Raw genomic sequence first — 15995 nt, forward strand, 5'->3', positions numbered from 1 at the left:
CCCTTCCGCGCCACGACGCCAAGACTTGACCGAATGAATCAGGACGAACTTTCCCTGCACACCCCTCTGATGCGTCAGTACCTTGCGGCCAAGGCCGCGCATCCGGACGTGCTGCTGTTCTTCCGCATGGGCGATTTCTACGAGCTGTTCTACGACGACGCACGCAAGGCGGCGCGGTTGCTCGATATCACGTTGACGCAACGTGGCCAGTCGGCGGGCCAGCCGATTCCGATGGCCGGCGTGCCGTATCACGCCGTCGAGAATTATCTGGCCAAGCTGGTGCGACTGGGCGAGTCGGTGGCGATCTGCGAGCAGATCGGCGATCCCGCGCTCGCCAAGGGCCCGGTGGAACGCAAAGTGGTGCGCATCGTGACACCTGGCACGGTGACCGATGCAGCGCTGCTGGAGGAACGTCGCGACAATCTCCTGCTGTCGATCGCAGCCGGCGCGCACGGCAGCTACGGCCTGGCGTGGGTCGATCTTTCCAGCGGACGATTCCTGCTGAGCGAAGTGTCGAATGCCGAAGCGCTCGCCGCCGAGCTGGCGAGGTTGCAGCCCGCGGAAACGCTGGTCGGTGAAGATGTCGCGTGGCCGAAACTGGTCAGCACCCTGCCCGGCCTGCGCAAGCGGCCGCCGTGGCATTTCGACAGCGATGCCGCACGACGCGAACTCAATCGTTTCTTCGGCACGCGCGATCTCGGCGGCTTTGGCGTCGACAACATGCCGCTCGCCATCGCCGCCGCGGGCTGCCTGCTCGGCTATGTGGAAGAAACCCAGAAAAGTGCGCTGCCGCACCTGTCGGGCATGGCGGTGGAAAGCGCCAGCGAAACGATCGCGCTGGATGCTGCCACGCGTCGCAATCTGGAATTGGACACACACCCAAGCGGGCGCACCGAGCACACATTGCTGGGTGTACTGGATGAAACCGTGACGCCGATGGGCGCGCGTCTGATGCGGCGTTGGCTGAATCGTCCGCTGCGTTCGCGCGAAACGCTGCGTCGCCGCCATCAGGCTGTCGGCGCGCTGATCGAAACGCGCTGTTACGAAGCCTTGCGCGATCAGCTGCGCGGCATCGGCGATCTGGAGCGCATCCTCGCACGCGTCGCGTTGCGCTCGGCCCGGCCGCGCGATCTCTCCACGCTGCGCGATGGATTGGCCGCAGCGCCGGCCTTGCGCGCATCGATAAGCTCCGTCGACAGCCCGCTGTTGCACGATCTCGTCGATGGCATCGGCGATCACGCGGCGAGCGCGGAGTTGTTGAAGCATGCCATTGCCGAGCAGCCACCTGTACTGCTTCGTGACGGCGGCATCATCGCCGACGGCTACGACGCCGAACTGGACGAGTTGCGCCGCCTCGCCACGCATGCCGACCAATATCTGGTCGAGCTGGAAGAGCGCGAGAAAGCCGCCAGCGGCATTCCCACGCTGAAGGTGGGCTACAACCGCGTGCACGGTTACTACATCGAGATCACCAAGGCACAGTCCGACAAAGCTCCCACGCACTACACGCGCCGCCAGACCACCAAGAACGCCGAGCGCTACATCACCGAAGAACTGAAAACCTTCGAAGACAAGGTGCTCTCCGCCAAGGAGCGTTCGCTGATGCGCGAGCGCGCCTTGTACGAAGCCTTGCTGGATACGCTTACCGAACGGCTGGAGCCGCTCAAGCACGCTGCCGCCGCGATGGCCGAGCTCGATGTGCTCTGCACGCTGGCCGAACGTGCCGAAGCACTCGACTGGAGTGCTCCCGAACTCACCGATGTCGCCGGCATCGCGATCGAACGCGGCCGTCATCCGGTGGTGGAGAAAGTTCGCGAGGAACCGTTCGAACCGAACGACCTCGCGCTGGACGACGACCGCCGAATGCTGGTGATCACCGGCCCGAACATGGGCGGTAAATCCACCTACATGCGACAGAATGCGTTGATCGTGCTGCTGGCGCACATTGGCAGCTACGTGCCGGCGGCGCGGGCCGCCATCGGTCCGGTCGACCGCATCTTCACGCGCATCGGCGCGGGCGACGATCTGTCGCGCGGCCAATCCACCTTCATGGTGGAAATGAGCGAAACGGCGAATATCCTGCACAACGCCACGCCACAAAGCCTCGTTCTGATGGACGAAGTCGGCCGCGGCACCAGCACGTACGACGGCCTTGCGCTCGCACGCGCGGCCGCTGTGCATCTGGCGGCCACCAGTCACGCGTACACCTTGTTCGCCACGCATTATTTCGAACTGACCGAACTTGCATCGGAGTATTCCACGATTGCAAACGTGCATCTGGACGCCGTCGAATACGGCGACCAACTGGTCTTCATGCATGCCGTAAAGGAAGGCCCCGCCAATCGCAGCTTCGGATTGCAAGTGGCCGCGCTGGCCGGCCTGCCCAAATCGGTGATTGCCGATGCGCGACGTACGCTAGCCGAGTTGGAGCGCGGCATGCACGCGCATGTTGCATCACCTGCCAGGGAAGAACCCGCATCTCCGCAACTGGGCTTGTTCGCAGCCGCGCCCTCCATCGTGGAACGCGAGCTGAAAACCATGGACCTGGATGCCATGACACCTCGCGAGGCGCTCGAAGCACTTTATCGGCTGAAGTCGCTCTCTTGAAAACCCGCATGCGCCAGCGGCTTGCGCAATAGACAAGCTCGACGCAAACGGCATCGCATCCCTCGCTCCCGCACTATTCGCCATGGAGGGCGTTGTTTTGTCATGCCCTGGCCGCTGAGCGTCGCCCATTCGCTATTTGTAAAGCCGCTTTTCACTGAAGGTTTACAAGACGCGCACAACACTCAGAAGTCGGCGTCTGCCCCCCCCAAAAAGAGTGACGCCAACAAGGCCCGCTTGTCGGCCATGTTCGCCGGCGATGCGGCTTTTGACATGAAACCGCGATATCACTGCATTTCTTCATGCTTGTAATCACCTGTTCTGGTGATAGCCCGCTCCTATGGAATGCATTAGAAATATCAAATTCCGGTGGCTGAGCAGAATGCGTAGATTCGCTCCTAGCCAGCCGACGCCAGCCACAAACTCCGCCGCGCAAAGGGAACCGCCATGAGCAGCGAACGGTATACGCCCATCACCTATGACGCGCAGGCTTCCGATAGCCGCAACCGTTTTACCTCGCTGGCCCGCCGCCGATGCAGGGCCGCCCCTCATCGAAACGCGCGTGCGGCACTGGAGGCGATGAGTTAAGAGCCCGTCACTTTTCGATTTCCGTATGCAACACGCATAGATCAGCAGGACGCCAACGACCAAAGGTGGATAAGCCATGTCAGCCGCAATCGAATCGAAGTGCCCAATCAATCACATCACCGCCGGTAGCGGTACGACCAACCGGGACTGGTGGCCCGACCAGCTGAACTTGAATATCTTGCGCCAGCATTCGACCAAGTCGGATCCGATGGATGAGAGCTTCAACTACACCGAAGCGTTCAAGAGCCTCGACTACAACGCGCTGAAGAAAGATATCCAGGCGCTGATGACCGATTCGCAAGACTGGTGGCCGGCGGATTTCGGTCACTACGGCCCGCTGTTCATCCGCATGGCGTGGCACGCTGCGGGCACCTACCGCATCGGCGACGGCCGTGGCGGCGCAGGCTCTGGCCAGCAACGCTTCGCTCCGCTCAACAGTTGGCCCGACAACGTCGGCCTCGACAAGGCACGCCGGCTGCTGTGGCCGGTCAAGCAGAAATACGGCCAGAAAATTTCCTGGGCCGATCTGATCGTTCTTACCGGCAACGTCGCGCTGGAATCGATGGGATTCAAGACCTTCGGTTTTGGCGCTGGACGCGAGGACGTCTGGGAAGCGGACCAGGACATCAACTGGGGCTCCGAGACCACTTGGCTGGGCGACAATCGCTACTCAGGCAAGCGGGATCTGCAAAAACCCTTCGGTGCCGTCCAGATGGGTCTGATCTATGTGAATCCGGAAGGCCCGAACGGCAACCCCGACCCGCTCGCGGCAGCCACGGATATTCGCGAGACCTTCGCCCGCATGGCGATGAACGATGAAGAGACGGTCGCGCTGATTGCGGGTGGCCATAGCTTCGGCAAAACCCACGGCGCCGGCCCTACGTCCCACGTGGGTCCCGTGCCGGAAGCGGCCGGCATCGAGGAACAGGGTCTCGGCTGGAAGAGCAGCTTCGGCACCGGCAAAGGCCGTGATGCGATCGGCAGTGGCCTGGAAGTGACCTGGACCACCACGCCGACCCAATGGAGCAACAACTTCTTCGAGAATTTGTTCGGTCACGAATGGGAGCTGACCAAGAGCCCGGCTGGCGCGCATCAGTGGAAGCCCAAGGGCGATGCGGGCGCCGGGACCATACCGGATCCAAGCGATCCGTCAAAGCGTCGAGGACTGTCCATGCTGACGACGGATCTGTCCCTGCGCATCGATCCGGCCTACGAAAAGATCTCCAGGCGCTTCTACGAAAATCCGGACCAGCTTGCCGACGCCTTCGCTCGTGCGTGGTTCAAGCTGACACACCGCGACATGGGGCCGCGCGCCCGCTATCTCGGCCCGGAAGTGCCCGCCGAAGCACTGATCTGGCAGGACCCGGTTCCCGCAGTCGATCACAAGCTGATCGATGCTCAGGATGTTGCGTCCCTCAAGGCCAAGATCCTGGCCTCGGGTTTACCCGTTTCGCAGCTGGTGTCGGCGGCGTGGGCTTCCGCGTCGACCTTCCGGGGCACCGACAAGCGCGGTGGTGCAAACGGCGCACGCATTCGCTTGGCACCCCAGAAGGACTGGGAGGTCAACGAGCCTGCGCAACTGGCGAAAGTGCTGAAGACGCTCGAAGGTATCCAACACGAGTTCAACAGCGGGCAGTCCGGCGGCAAGAAAGTCTCGCTCGCCGACTTGATCGTCCTGGCCGGTTGCGCCGGCGTCGAACAGGCGGCGAAGAATGCAGGCGTAAATATCACCGTCCCCTTCTCGCCCGGGCGCACAGACGCCTCTCAGGATCAAACCGACGTGACGTCGTTCGCGGTGCTCGAACCGGTCGCTGACGGTTTCCGCAATTACATCAAGGGCAAGCCCCCCGTACCGGCTGAAACGCTACTGGTGGAGAAGGCCAACTTGCTGAAATTGACCCCGCCCGAGATGACCGTGCTGGTGGGCGGCATGCGTGCGATGAACACCAACGTTGGACATACCAAGCATGGTGTCTTCACCAAGAAGCCGGAGGCGTTGACCAACGACTTCTTCGTCAACGTGCTCGATATGGGCACGGAGTGGAAACCAGTCTCCGACGATAAAGACGTGTTCGAGCTGCGCGATCGCAAGACCGGTGAAGTCAAATGGACCGGCACGCGTGTCGATCTCGTCTTCGGCTCGAACTCCGAGCTTCGTGCCTTGGCGGAAGTCTATGGGGCTTTGGACGCGAAGGAGAAATTCGTCCATGACTTTGTAGCGGCGTGGCACAAAGTCATGAACCACGATCGCTTCGACCTTGCGTAAGTGCGTGCCAGGCGCGAGCCAGGGAACACGGAATGAAAAAAAAGCCGCAGCGTCCCCACGTTGCGGCGTTTCCGTCTGAAGTCAGGCGGCTTGCTGCGGGAGTGAATCAGGCGGCCATGCCCGAGACCGTGCTGCGGATCTCCTGGTATGGCGTGACGGTTTCGGAAGGCACGGCCGTCACTGGTGTTACAGGTGCTGCTGCGCGAGCGGAGAGGCGGCCCGCGCAAACCAATTGATGAATGCTTTGCTGCACTTCGCGCTGACCGAACGGCTTCTTGATGAAGTCGTCGGCACCGAAGCGCTGCACGTAGAACTGCTCGGTGGCCTGCTGGTTGCCGCTGATCATCACGATCGGGATGTGTTGCGTAAGCGGATCGTGGCGCAAGGCGCGAAGCACGGCGAAACCATTGAGCCCCGGCAAGACGATGTCGAGGAAGATCAGATCGGGTTGCTCGGCCTTGGCCAATTCGATCGCGCTTTCGCCATCGACCGCCTTCTGCACGGCATAACCTTCCTGTCCGAGCAGCTTGCCGAGCACGGCGCGAATCGTGGGCGAGTCGTCCACCACAAACATCCGAGTGCCCAGAGTGGCCTGCAGCGTCCGTCCCTGCTGGACGGCCTGCGGCGCATGATTGCCGAGCAAACGCTTGAAGAATTCGATCCCGTTCATGGCTTCCCCTTAACCCTGCAACTTCCAAATGCGTTATTTCAGCGGCCCATCGCGCCATACCGCCTGTGTTTGGAAGGATATTCCCGCAGATTCAAAGGGATTTCTGAGATGTGCTGCTCATGAGGAGTCCTTAAGCCGTCGCAGTTCTCGACGTTCCTGCTTGTTTGGACGCGTCGGAGGGCGATTCAGTCCGGATCCGGATAGGCGACGCTGCTCGCGCGCCTGTTCCCTCGTCGTGCGGCTCGCTTCGGTTTCGCGATAAAGCGACTCGGCCACGCTAGCCGGTCCGCGTTGCAAGGAAAGCGCCTGGATTTCCAGCTCCAGCCGCTCTTCGCCGCGAGTCAAACGAACCCTGTCCCCCACGTGCAAGACCTTGGCGGGCTTGCAGCCGGCGCCATTGACGTCGACCTTGCCCCCGTCGATCGCCTGTTTGGCCAGGCTGCGCGTCTTGTACATGCGGGCCGCCCAAAGCCAAACATCGGCCCTTACTTCGGTGAGTTCTTCAGTCGTTGCGTGTTTCATCGGTGGCATTATCGATTCATTGCCGGCTCCACGCGATGGAGTCGCTCACTAAACTTGCACCAGGCTGACAATATTCGCGCACAAGGGGCCGGAATGCTCTTCTATTTGCTCGACCTGATCGGTGTTGCGGTCTTCGCGGTCAGCGGCGTGCTCGCCGCCTCGCGGTCGGGGCTCGATCTGCTGGGAGGTTTCGCGCTGGCCGCCCTCACCGCGATCGGCGGCGGCACCCTGCGCGACGTGCTGCTCAATCGCCACCCGATCTTCTGGATACGCGATGCGCGTTATCTGCTGGTCATTCTCATCGCCGCGGCGCTGACCATGATCTACATCGTGTTCCTTCCGCCGCCGGGAAACAGCCTGCTGATGGCCGATGCGCTGGGCCTTGCGCTATTCGCCATCAGCGGCGCCCAGATTGCGGAAAGCGCGGGCCTGTCGCCCTTGATCGTGGTGCTGATGGGCGCGATGACCGGTACGGCAGGCGGCATGCTGCGCGATGTGATGAGCGCGCGTGTTCCATTGATCTTCACGCAGGATCTCTACGCGACCGCGGCGATCGCGGGCATCGTCGTGTATCTGTTGTTGCAGAAGTTGAGCACGCCACGAAGCCTGGCCGTCGGCGTGGGAGTGGTGGTGATCCTTGGCGTGCGTGTCATGGCCGTGGTCTTCGGCATGCATCTGCCTCGACTTCACGCGTTGCATTAATTCGCGGGTAAAAGTGCGTTTCCAAGCGGTATCGTCAGCAAGGACAGCACGATGCCCGCACCCAGCACGGCATTGGCGATTTGCGGATCGAGTTCGTATTCGTCGGCAAGTATCGCTGCCGAAATCATCGGCGCCATCGCTGCCTGAAGCACGCTGACGGTCATCACCAATCCGCCAACGCCGGATGCGCGCGCCAGCAACCAGCACAGCAGCGGCGCCAGCAGCAGTTTCCATCCAAGGCCCAGCGCAAGCGCGTCGGCTTGTCCCCTGCCCAGCTGAAAGCGGAACTGCATGCCGACAGAGAACAACGCCAGCGGCGTGAGTGTTGCGCCCAGCGGTGCAAACACATCATGCAACGCGGTGGGCCAGCCGCCGAGGACACCGGCGACAATGCCCGCGATCAGCGCCACGAACGCGGGAAACGTCAGTATGCGGCGCACAATGACGCCTGCACTCGCGCTACGCCCTGCATAGATGGAAGCCACCATCACGCCACCCGATGCAAGCAGCGGAAAGGTGCCGAGCTGATCCGCCACCACCGCCAGCGACAGCCCTGCCTGACCGTGCAAGGCCTGGATCATCGGATAACCCATGAACGAGGTGTTGCCCAGTCCGCATACCAGCGTCAGCGCGCCAATACGTCCGCGCGACCAGCCCAGGCGCGGACCAAGCAAACCGAACAACAACCATGCACCACCAAACACGATGAACATCGCTGCTACGGGCAGCCATAGCTGGGCATCGAATTTCACGCGCGGGATGAGATCAAGCACCAGTGCGGGCAATGCGACGTTGATGACCCACCAGTTGATGCCCGGCACCGCGCCCGCGGGCGGCTTCGCCCAGCGCGCGACGACCATGCCGAGCACGAGGCAGGCAAACAACAAAAGCAGTGCGCTCATCGGTTTCCTGAAACGAAAAAGGCGGCCTCAGTATAGAGGCCGCCCTGCTTTCCTACGCTTGCAATAACGATGAGTCTGGACTGCCCTCAACCCAGCAATACGCGGTTCATACGCTGCACGAAAGCGGCGGGATCGGGCAGTTGCGCACCGGCTGCGATCTCGGCCTGTTCGAGCAGGAGATTGGCGAGATCCCCTGCCTTGCCCTCATCACTTTCTGCTTCCACTCGCTTGAGCAACGCATGCTGCGGGTTGATCTCCAGCGTCGGCTTGTTTGCCGGCATGTCGTGGCCTGCCTCGCGCAGCAGGCGCGCCAGATGCGGTGCCATCTCGTAATCGGAAAGCGCCAGGCAGGACGGTGAATCGGTCAAGCGTGCGGAAACCTTCACATCCGCCACGCGATCGCCCAGCAGATCCTTGAGCTTCTTCAACAGCGGCTCGGCCAACTTGCTGGCTTCTTCCTGCTGCTTCTTGCCCTCTTCGTCCAGCGGCAGATCGCCCTTGGCCACATTGCGGAGCTTCTTGCCCGCGTATTCGTTGAGGCTGCCGAGCATCCATTCGTCGATGCGATCGGACATCAGCAGCACCTCGATACCTTTGGCCTTGAATGCCTCGAGCTGCGGGCTACCCACCGCTGCAGCGTGACTGTCGGCCGTGATGTACCAAATAGTGTCTTGCCCGACCTGCATGCGGCCGATGTAATCGTCCAACGACACGTTCTGCACATTTCCCTCGCCCTTGGTCGAGGCAAAACGAAGCAGCTTGGCGATGCGCTCGCGGTTGGCATGATCCTCGACGATGCCTTCCTTGAGCGTGTTGCCGAAAGCCTTGTAGAAGGTTTCGAACTTCGCGGGCTCGTCCTTGGCGAGTTTCTCGATCAGATCCAGCACGCGCTTCACGCAAGCGGACTTGATGCGCTCGAGCTGGCGATTCTGCTGCAGAATCTCGCGGCTCACGTTCAACGGCAGATCGTCGGCATCGACCACCCCGCGCACGAAGCGCAGATAGTTCGGCAACAGTTCTTCCGCCGCGTCCATGATGAAAACGCGCTTGATGTAGAGCTTCAGACCCTTGCGTTCGTCGCGTCCACCCATCATCAGCTCGAACGGCGGCTGCGAAGGGATATAGAGCAGCGTGGTGAAGCTCTGGTTGCCTTCGACGCGGTTGTGCGTCCACGCCAGCGCGTCGTTGAAATCGTGGCCGAGCGACTTGTAAAAGCTCTGGTAATCCTCGTCGCTGATCTCGCTCTTGGGCTTGGTCCACAACGCCGATGCCGCGTTCACCGTTTCCCATTCGTCGCTGGGCTTGTCGTCTTTTTCGACCGGCATGCGAATGGGGAAAGCGACATGGTCGGAGTAACGAGTGATGAGCGAACGCAATTCCCAGCGCTTGAGGAATTCGTCTTCGTCGGCCTTCAGATGCAGTACGACCGCCGTACCTCGCTCGGGCAGCTCGATCTGCTCCAGCGAATATTCGCCCTTGCCGTCGCTTTCCCATTTCACGCCGTCGCTGGCAGGCGAGCCCGCGCGACGACTCAGCACCGTCACCCTGTCCGCCACCACGAACGCGGAATAGAAACCTACGCCGAACTGGCCGATAAGGCGCGCATCGCTTTTCTGTTCGGTGCTCATCGCCTCCAGGAAACGACGCGTGCCGGAGCTGGCGATCGTGCCGATGTTCGCGACGATCTCATCGCGGCTCATGCCGACGCCGTTGTCGCGCACGGTAATGGTGCGGGCTTCGGGGTCCCAGCTCACGTCGATGTGCAGCTCGGCATCGCCGGCGAGCAATACAGGTTTGGCGATGGATTCGAAGCGCAGCTTGTCGCAAGCGTCGGATGCGTTGGAAATCAGTTCGCGCAGGAAGATTTCCTTGTGCGAATAGAGCGAGTGGGTGACCAGGTGCAGTACCTGGGCGACTTCGGCTTCGAATTTGCGGGTTTCTGTGGCGGTCATACGAATGCTTCCAAGCTTGTTTATGTCGAATAAGTGTTACGCACTAACGCTTCGGCGCCCGTGAAAGTCGCCGAAGCGTGGCGATGAGCTGCCTGCTGATTGGTTTACTGCGCTTTCTGCAGCGCAGCGATACGTTCGTCGAGCGGCGGATGGCTCATGAAGAGGCGCCGCATCCCCTGCGCCAGCGGGCCTGAGATGCCGAATGCGGCCATCGTCTTGGGCAAGGTGCTTTCGCCATGGTTGAGCTGCAACCGCTGCAGCGCGGAGATCATGGCGCCGCGCCCGGCGAGCTTGGCGCCCGCGGCATCGGCACGGAACTCGCGCCAGCGGGAGAACGCCATCACGATCATCGAGGCGAACACGCCGAACACCAGCTGCAACACCACCACCGAGACTAAATAGCCGATGCCCGAGCCGCCACGATTGTCGCGACCACCGGAAAGCCAACTGTCCACCAGACGGCCAACGATGCGTGCCGCAACGATCACCAGCGTGTTGAGCACGCCCTGGATCAAGGTAAGCGTCACCATGTCGCCGTTGGCGACGTGGCCGATCTCGTGCCCGAGCACCGCCGCGACCTGATCGCGATCCATCTGCTGCAACAGACCGGTGCTGACGGCCACCAGCGAGCTGTTCTTAGTCATGCCGGTGGCGAACGCGTTCATTTCCGGCGCGTCGTAGATCGCCACTTCGGGCATGCCGATGCCGGCGTTCTGCGCATGGCGGCGCACGGTTTCGACCAGCCAGCGTTCGGCCTCGCTCTGCGGCTGCTCGATCACCCGGGCGCCGGTGGACATCTTGGCCATCCATTTGGACATGGCCAACGAAATGAAAGCGCCGCCCATGCCGAACACGGCGGCGTAGATAAGCAGTCCCGTCATGCCGCCGTAGCCGCGCGCGGCGGCCCACTGATCGACGCCGAACAGGTGGCAGACGATGCTCAGCAGGAACAGGACGGCGATATTGGTAAGTAGGAAGAGTGCGATACGGCGCATAGTTTTCTCAGGTCGTCACACAGTCGGACAATGGTAATCCGTTGCTAGAGATTCCGGCAAAATGGCGCGCTTTCAAGAGCTAAGCAGATGAACGTGCGTTCATGTCGAAGGTCCGGTCAGCCCACGTAGAATGACCCGATGAACTACCGCGGACGCTTCGCCCCCTCACCCACCGGTCTTCTGCACGCGGGTTCGCTGGCCGCAGCCCTGGGCAGCTGGCTCTGTGCCCGTCATGCGGGCGGCCAGTGGCTGGTGCGCATGGAAAATATCGATCCGCCGCGCGAAGTTCCCGGGTCCGCGGCGGCCATTCTCGCCGCGCTGCCGATGTTCGGCCTGGTCCCCGATGGTGGCGTCGTCTATCAGTCGTCGCGCCTCGCCGCCTATGACGCCGCCTTCGAGCAACTGCGTCGCGCCGATCTGGTCTTTCCTTGCTGGTGCAGCCGCAACGACCTGGCCACCGCCACGGGACTGCACCGCGATGGACGATGTATCGCGCAGGTGGACGAGAGCCGCGCACCAGCGTGGCGTGTTCGTGTGCCGGACGAGGAAGTCGCGTTTGTGGATGGCTTGCAGGGTCCCCAAGGGCAGCACCTGCGCGAGGCGGTTGGCGACTTCGTCATACGCCGTGTGGAAGGGTTTTATTCCTACCAGCTGGCCTGTGTGGTGGACGATGCCTGGCAGGGTGTGACCGAAGTCGTCCGTGGCAGCGATCTGCTCGACTCCACCCCCAGGCAGATCTGGCTGCAGCGCTGTCTGGGTTTACCCACGCCGCACTACCTGCATCTGCCCTTGGTGCTCGACGACCACGGCCGAAAGCTGTCCAAATCCGAGCGCGCATTGGAAGTCGACCCTGCGCATCCACTCCCCGGCCTGCGTCGGGCGCTTGCGTTTCTGGGCGCGGAGGCGGACGAAACGGCCACCAACGTGCCCGACCTTCTCCACGCCGCGTTGACACATTTCGATCCGCGTAAATTGACGCAATGCAGCGGTCATCGCGTGGCTTAACCCGGTATAACAGTCGATGCATCGCTGCAACATTTAGGTGACATCGAGAACCGATAGTGCTTCGTGCTGTCAGCGTATAACCCCAGGCCACACCGTCGATGCGGTGCGCGCCTCCCCAAGTAGACAATCAAGGAGATAGGTCATGACACAGCGTACGGCATTGGTTACAGGCGGCACTGGCGGCATCGGTACCGCAATCGTGCGCTATCTGGCCAAACAGGGACACCGTGTTGCCACCAACTTCCGCGATGAGGCCAAGGCACAGGTCTGGCAGAAAGCCATGGCGGACGACGGCATCCAGGTCTGCCTGGTGCACGGCGATGTCGCCGACCACAAATCGTGCGAAGCGTTGATCGAAGGCATCCACCACAAGTGCGGTGCCATCGACATCCTGGTCAACAACGCCGGCATCACCCGCGACACCACTTTCCACAAGATGACCTACCAGCAGTGGATGGACGTGGTGAACACCAACCTCAACGCCTGCTTCAACGTCACCCGTCCGGTGATCGAGGACATGCGCACGCGCAAGTGGGGCCGCATCGTGCAGATCAGCTCGATCAACGGCCAGAAGGGCCAGTACGGTCAGGCCAACTACGCGGCGGCCAAGGCCGGCATGCACGGCTTCACCATTTCGCTGGCACAGGAAAACGCCCGCTTCGGCATCACGGTAAACACCGTTTCTCCCGGCTATGTCGCCACTGACATGGTGATGGCGGTGCCGGAAGAAGTACGCGAAAAGATCGTGGCGCAGATCCCGGTCGGCCGCCTCGGCAAGCCGGAGGAAATCGCCCACGCCGTGGCGTTCTTCACGACCGACGAAGCAAGCTGGATCACCGGCGCCAACCTGGCGATCAACGGTGGTCACTACATGGGTTGGTAAACACTGCTGGAGCTAGCGCTCCAGCAGTTTCTCCAACACCTTGCCCACCGCGGCGAAAGCAAACGCACCCGTTACATGCGTGGCGGCCCCCAGGCCGCCACCACACGCAAGATTCAGGGCATCGCCACCCGGCGGACGCGTGCCGCACACGGTGCCATCCGGTTGCGGGTATTGGACGTTCTGCAGCGAATACACCGCCGACACGCCGAAATAGCGATCAGGATTGCGTGGAAAGCCGAAGTCCTGGCGGAGCTTCTTGCGGATCAGGCTGAACATCGCATCGTGTTCGGTACGCGAAAGATCGCGCACGCGAACCTGCGTGGGATCCGTGCGCCCCCCTGCCGAACCCACCGTCACCATCGGCAGCTTGCGCCGCCGGCACCAGGCGATGGCTTCCAGCTTCACGCGGAAGGCATCGCAAGCATCCAGGACGACGTCGTAACCGCGATCGAGCAATTCATCCAGCGTGGCGGGTGTAAGAAAACGCTCGACGGCCTCCAGCCGGATCGCCGGATTGATCGCATGCGCACGTGCGGCGATCACACCGACCTTCGGCTTGCCGTATTCGCCATCCAGTGCATGAAGCTGACGATTGGTGTTGGAAACGCAGACTTCATCCGCATCGATCAGGGTCAAGCGCCCCACGCCTGTGCGCGCCAATGCCTCGGCGGCCCAGGAGCCGACCCCGCCGATGCCGATCACACAGACATGCGCCTGCGCCAGGCGCGCGAGACTGCCCACACCGTAAAGCCGCTCGACACCGTCGAAGCGTTCGGTTGGAAAAGCTGCGCCACTCACGCCCGGTCACCCCGGGTGGGTTTGAAAACATCCGGATTCACAGGTTTGCCCAATCAGAAAATCTTGCGCATTTTAACCGTGTGCCGAGGTTGCCAGGCGGCCATATCGCTGCGGTATGCTCCGGGGCCACTGACCCTCACATGGACAAGGCTATGCGTGCAGCGCTCCTGATCGTGCTTGGACTGGCCATTGGCATCATCGGCACCGTGTTCGCCATGCGCGCGCTGAACGAGCGCAACCCGTTGCCGCACGCGGTAATGGTGACCATGGGTTTCCATCGCCATCAACTGCAGCAGGCGATCAAAGGGCAACGCTGCGAAGCCGCCGCGAGCCTCGGCCAGCTGCAGCACATGCAGATGACCGCCTCCGACATCCCCTTCGCCTTTCCCGATGCGCAGCAGCCGTTCCTGGATCTCGCCGGCCATCTGCGCACGGCTTTGCAAAACGCTGCGCAGTCGTCACCCGCAGATTGCCCGGCACTAGTCGCCGCGCTGAAACCGGTAGACGAGGTGTGCAGCCAATGCCACAAGCAATATCGCTGAGTTGGCTGAAAGAGGCGGTCAGTTCGGTACGGCATCGTCCGGGGCGGGGAACATCAGGATGGTGATTTCCTTGCCCTGAGGTATTTCCACCGCCGGCGTACCCAGCACGGCAATACGATTCTTGAAAGCATCCAGATCCTCGCGCTCTCCCAGCGCGGAGCGTCCGTTCACCGCCCAAACGCGGCCACCCTGTTTCCAGCGCACCAAGGCTTGGTCGAGTTGGGATGTGACCAACGCGGAACTTTCGATCGGCGTGCCGCTCTTGGGTTGCAGCACGGCCAGCATCGTGGGTGCATTCGGATCCGATGTGTAGACCGTATCGCCAGGTCGCACATTCGCCGCCAATGTTGCGGCGGCCATATCCCAGCGCGGCTTGGTCTCTATCCTGTACACAGGCCCAAGATTGATAGCGCCGAGCAGGAACAAAGCCGTGGCTCCCACAACGTACGTTCGGCGCGGCAAGGCGGCGGCGCCAAGGCCGGCGAGCACGAAAAAGGGCGCAGCGCTCCAGAGGATATAGCGCGGCAACAACATCGATTTGAACAGCGAGATGGTCAGGATCAGCATCGGCAAGACGAGCACGCCCAGCAGAAGGACACGCCGTTCAAGCTGCCGACAGGTGCGAAGCGCGCCCGCGCATCCCAACAATGCGACGAATCCGCCCAGCAATGGCACGGCCGTGTGCAACACGTCGAACTTGACCACGGCAGGCATGCGCATCAGATAGACGCTGCTGGCCGCCACCCACAGGTGCTGCCAGCTCAACTGGGGAATCCAGTCGAAATTCTGCAGGATGTGGCTATTGCCGGCGGCGAGGATTGCACCGTAGAGCGGCACCGTGCACGCCAGAATGGCCAATGCGCTCAACAGCCAGTTGCGGCGAAAACCGCCGGTCAGGTCGCTCGACGATTCCGCGCGAAGCGAGCGCCACAACAGGAACAGCGAGAGGTTGGAAGCAAGCAGCCACGGCGCCGCATCGCCAAGCACATCCAGCGCACCGATCGTGCCCAGCACATAAGTGCCCCATCCCCACCGGTCGGCATCGACGTTGCGGATATCCAAGGCCGCGCGTTGCGGATTCTGCGCCAGGCGCAACAGTCCCCACAGGGCGACCGTGATCAACAGCGTCACCAAAGTATAGGAACGCGCCTCCTGTCCGTATTGCACCTGCAAGGGAGACAGTGCCATCAGCAATCCGGCCACAATCGCAGCGCCACGACCGCCGATGCGACGCGCCATCGCAAACACCATGCCGATCGAAGCGGAACCGAACAGCGCCGAAGGCATGCGCAGCCACGCGCTGCTGGAGCCGAACTGGGAAATGAACTGCAGCAGCAGGAAGTACGTCGGCATGTGCCGGTTGGTGAAACTGTCGGCGATCAGGCCGCTAGGCCCCAGCTGAATGCGTTGGGAGGTCAGCGCCTCATCGAGCCAGAACGGTTGATGATCGATACGAAACCACCGCACCACCAAGCCCAGACACAGCACCGCCACCATCCAGGCGATATCGCCGGCGGGCCATTTTTCGCCATCGCGCAGGTGGTCGCGGTCGATCAGCATGGACGC

14 protein-coding genes are annotated in these 15995 nt (G+C 62.0%); 7 read left to right on the forward strand and 7 right to left on the reverse strand.

All coding sequences use genetic code 11. The features are described 5' to 3' along the window. The first annotated feature begins 33 nt into the window (after nt 1-33). From mutS to katG, 3 genes are all read left to right on the forward strand, one after another. A complete protein-coding gene (gene mutS, locus DWU99_RS19375; protein ID WP_115479742.1) occupies nt 34-2607 on the forward strand; it encodes a DNA mismatch repair protein MutS in 2574 nt (857 codons plus the stop codon). A gap of 444 nt (nt 2608-3051) precedes the next feature. Next, entirely contained in the window at nt 3052-3192 is a 141-nt protein-coding gene (locus DWU99_RS21050) for a hypothetical protein (RefSeq protein ID WP_158543368.1), read from the forward strand. A 76-nt stretch (nt 3193-3268) separates the two neighbouring features. Next, complete coding sequence (gene katG, locus DWU99_RS19380; RefSeq protein ID WP_115479743.1) at nt 3269-5458, forward strand: catalase/peroxidase HPI; 2190 nt, start codon at nt 3269-3271, stop codon at nt 5456-5458. A gap of 106 nt (nt 5459-5564) precedes the next feature. Here the strand turns inward: katG and DWU99_RS19385 are convergent, their stop codons facing one another. Together DWU99_RS19385 and DWU99_RS19390 are read right to left on the reverse strand one after the other, a co-directional pair. Next, nucleotides 5565-6128, reverse strand: a complete 564-nt coding sequence (locus DWU99_RS19385; RefSeq protein ID WP_115479744.1) for a response regulator — start codon at nt 6126-6128, stop codon at nt 5565-5567. A 117-nt stretch (nt 6129-6245) separates the two neighbouring features. After that, nucleotides 6246-6650, reverse strand: a complete 405-nt coding sequence (locus DWU99_RS19390; RefSeq protein WP_115479745.1) for an RNA-binding S4 domain-containing protein — start codon at nt 6648-6650, stop codon at nt 6246-6248. Between the two features lie 93 nt (nt 6651-6743). Here DWU99_RS19390 and DWU99_RS19395 point away from each other — a divergent pair, with 93 nt between their 5' ends. Then, nucleotides 6744-7352 carry a trimeric intracellular cation channel family protein gene (locus DWU99_RS19395; protein ID WP_115479746.1) on the forward strand — a complete coding sequence of 203 codons (609 nt, stop codon included), beginning with the start codon at nt 6744-6746 and terminating at the stop codon, nt 7350-7352. On the opposite strand, the gene DWU99_RS19400 is transcribed toward DWU99_RS19395, so the two are convergent. From DWU99_RS19400 to htpX, 3 genes are all read right to left on the reverse strand, one after another. Continuing rightward, entirely contained in the window at nt 7349-8254 is a 906-nt protein-coding gene (locus DWU99_RS19400) for an AEC family transporter (RefSeq protein ID WP_199535872.1), read from the reverse strand. The two genes, DWU99_RS19395 and DWU99_RS19400, sit on opposite strands and share 4 nt — an antisense overlap. 86 nt (nt 8255-8340) lie before the next feature. Then, entirely contained in the window at nt 8341-10206 is a 1866-nt protein-coding gene (gene htpG, locus DWU99_RS19405; RefSeq protein WP_115479747.1) for a molecular chaperone HtpG, read from the reverse strand. A gap of 104 nt (nt 10207-10310) precedes the next feature. Further along, the gene (htpX, locus tag DWU99_RS19410; protein WP_115479748.1) at nt 10311-11201 is read right to left on the reverse strand and encodes a protease HtpX; all 891 of its coding nucleotides are present in this window, start codon (nt 11199-11201) and stop codon (nt 10311-10313) included. Nucleotides 11202-11339: 138 nt separating this feature from the next. Between htpX and gluQRS the strand changes: the two genes are divergently transcribed. Both gluQRS and phbB read left to right on the forward strand, forming a co-directional pair. Beyond that, nucleotides 11340-12206 carry a tRNA glutamyl-Q(34) synthetase GluQRS gene (gene gluQRS / locus DWU99_RS19415; RefSeq protein ID WP_115479749.1) on the forward strand — a complete coding sequence of 289 codons (867 nt, stop codon included), beginning with the start codon at nt 11340-11342 and terminating at the stop codon, nt 12204-12206. A gap of 142 nt (nt 12207-12348) precedes the next feature. Continuing rightward, entirely contained in the window at nt 12349-13089 is a 741-nt protein-coding gene (phbB, locus tag DWU99_RS19420) for an acetoacetyl-CoA reductase (RefSeq protein ID WP_115479750.1), read from the forward strand. A gap of 12 nt (nt 13090-13101) precedes the next feature. On the opposite strand, the gene DWU99_RS19425 is transcribed toward phbB, so the two are convergent. Continuing rightward, nucleotides 13102-13887 (reverse strand): tRNA threonylcarbamoyladenosine dehydratase, encoded by a 786-nt coding sequence (locus DWU99_RS19425; RefSeq protein ID WP_115479751.1) that lies wholly within the window; start codon nt 13885-13887, stop codon nt 13102-13104. A 152-nt stretch (nt 13888-14039) separates the two neighbouring features. On the opposite strand from DWU99_RS19425, the gene DWU99_RS19430 reads away from it, so the two are divergent. Next, nucleotides 14040-14429, forward strand: coding sequence for a cytochrome C (locus tag DWU99_RS19430; protein WP_115479752.1), 390 nt, complete (start codon nt 14040-14042; stop codon nt 14427-14429). 18 nt (nt 14430-14447) lie between these two features. On the opposite strand, the gene DWU99_RS19435 is transcribed toward DWU99_RS19430, so the two are convergent. Next, the gene (locus tag DWU99_RS19435) at nt 14448-15989 is read right to left on the reverse strand and encodes a glycosyltransferase family 39 protein (protein ID WP_115479753.1); all 1542 of its coding nucleotides are present in this window, start codon (nt 15987-15989) and stop codon (nt 14448-14450) included. Nucleotides 15990-15995: the final 6 nt, after the last annotated feature.

Origin of the sequence: Dyella psychrodurans, assembly GCF_003363265.1 — a bacterium.
GTDB lineage: Bacteria > Pseudomonadota > Gammaproteobacteria > Xanthomonadales > Rhodanobacteraceae > Dyella_B > Dyella_B psychrodurans.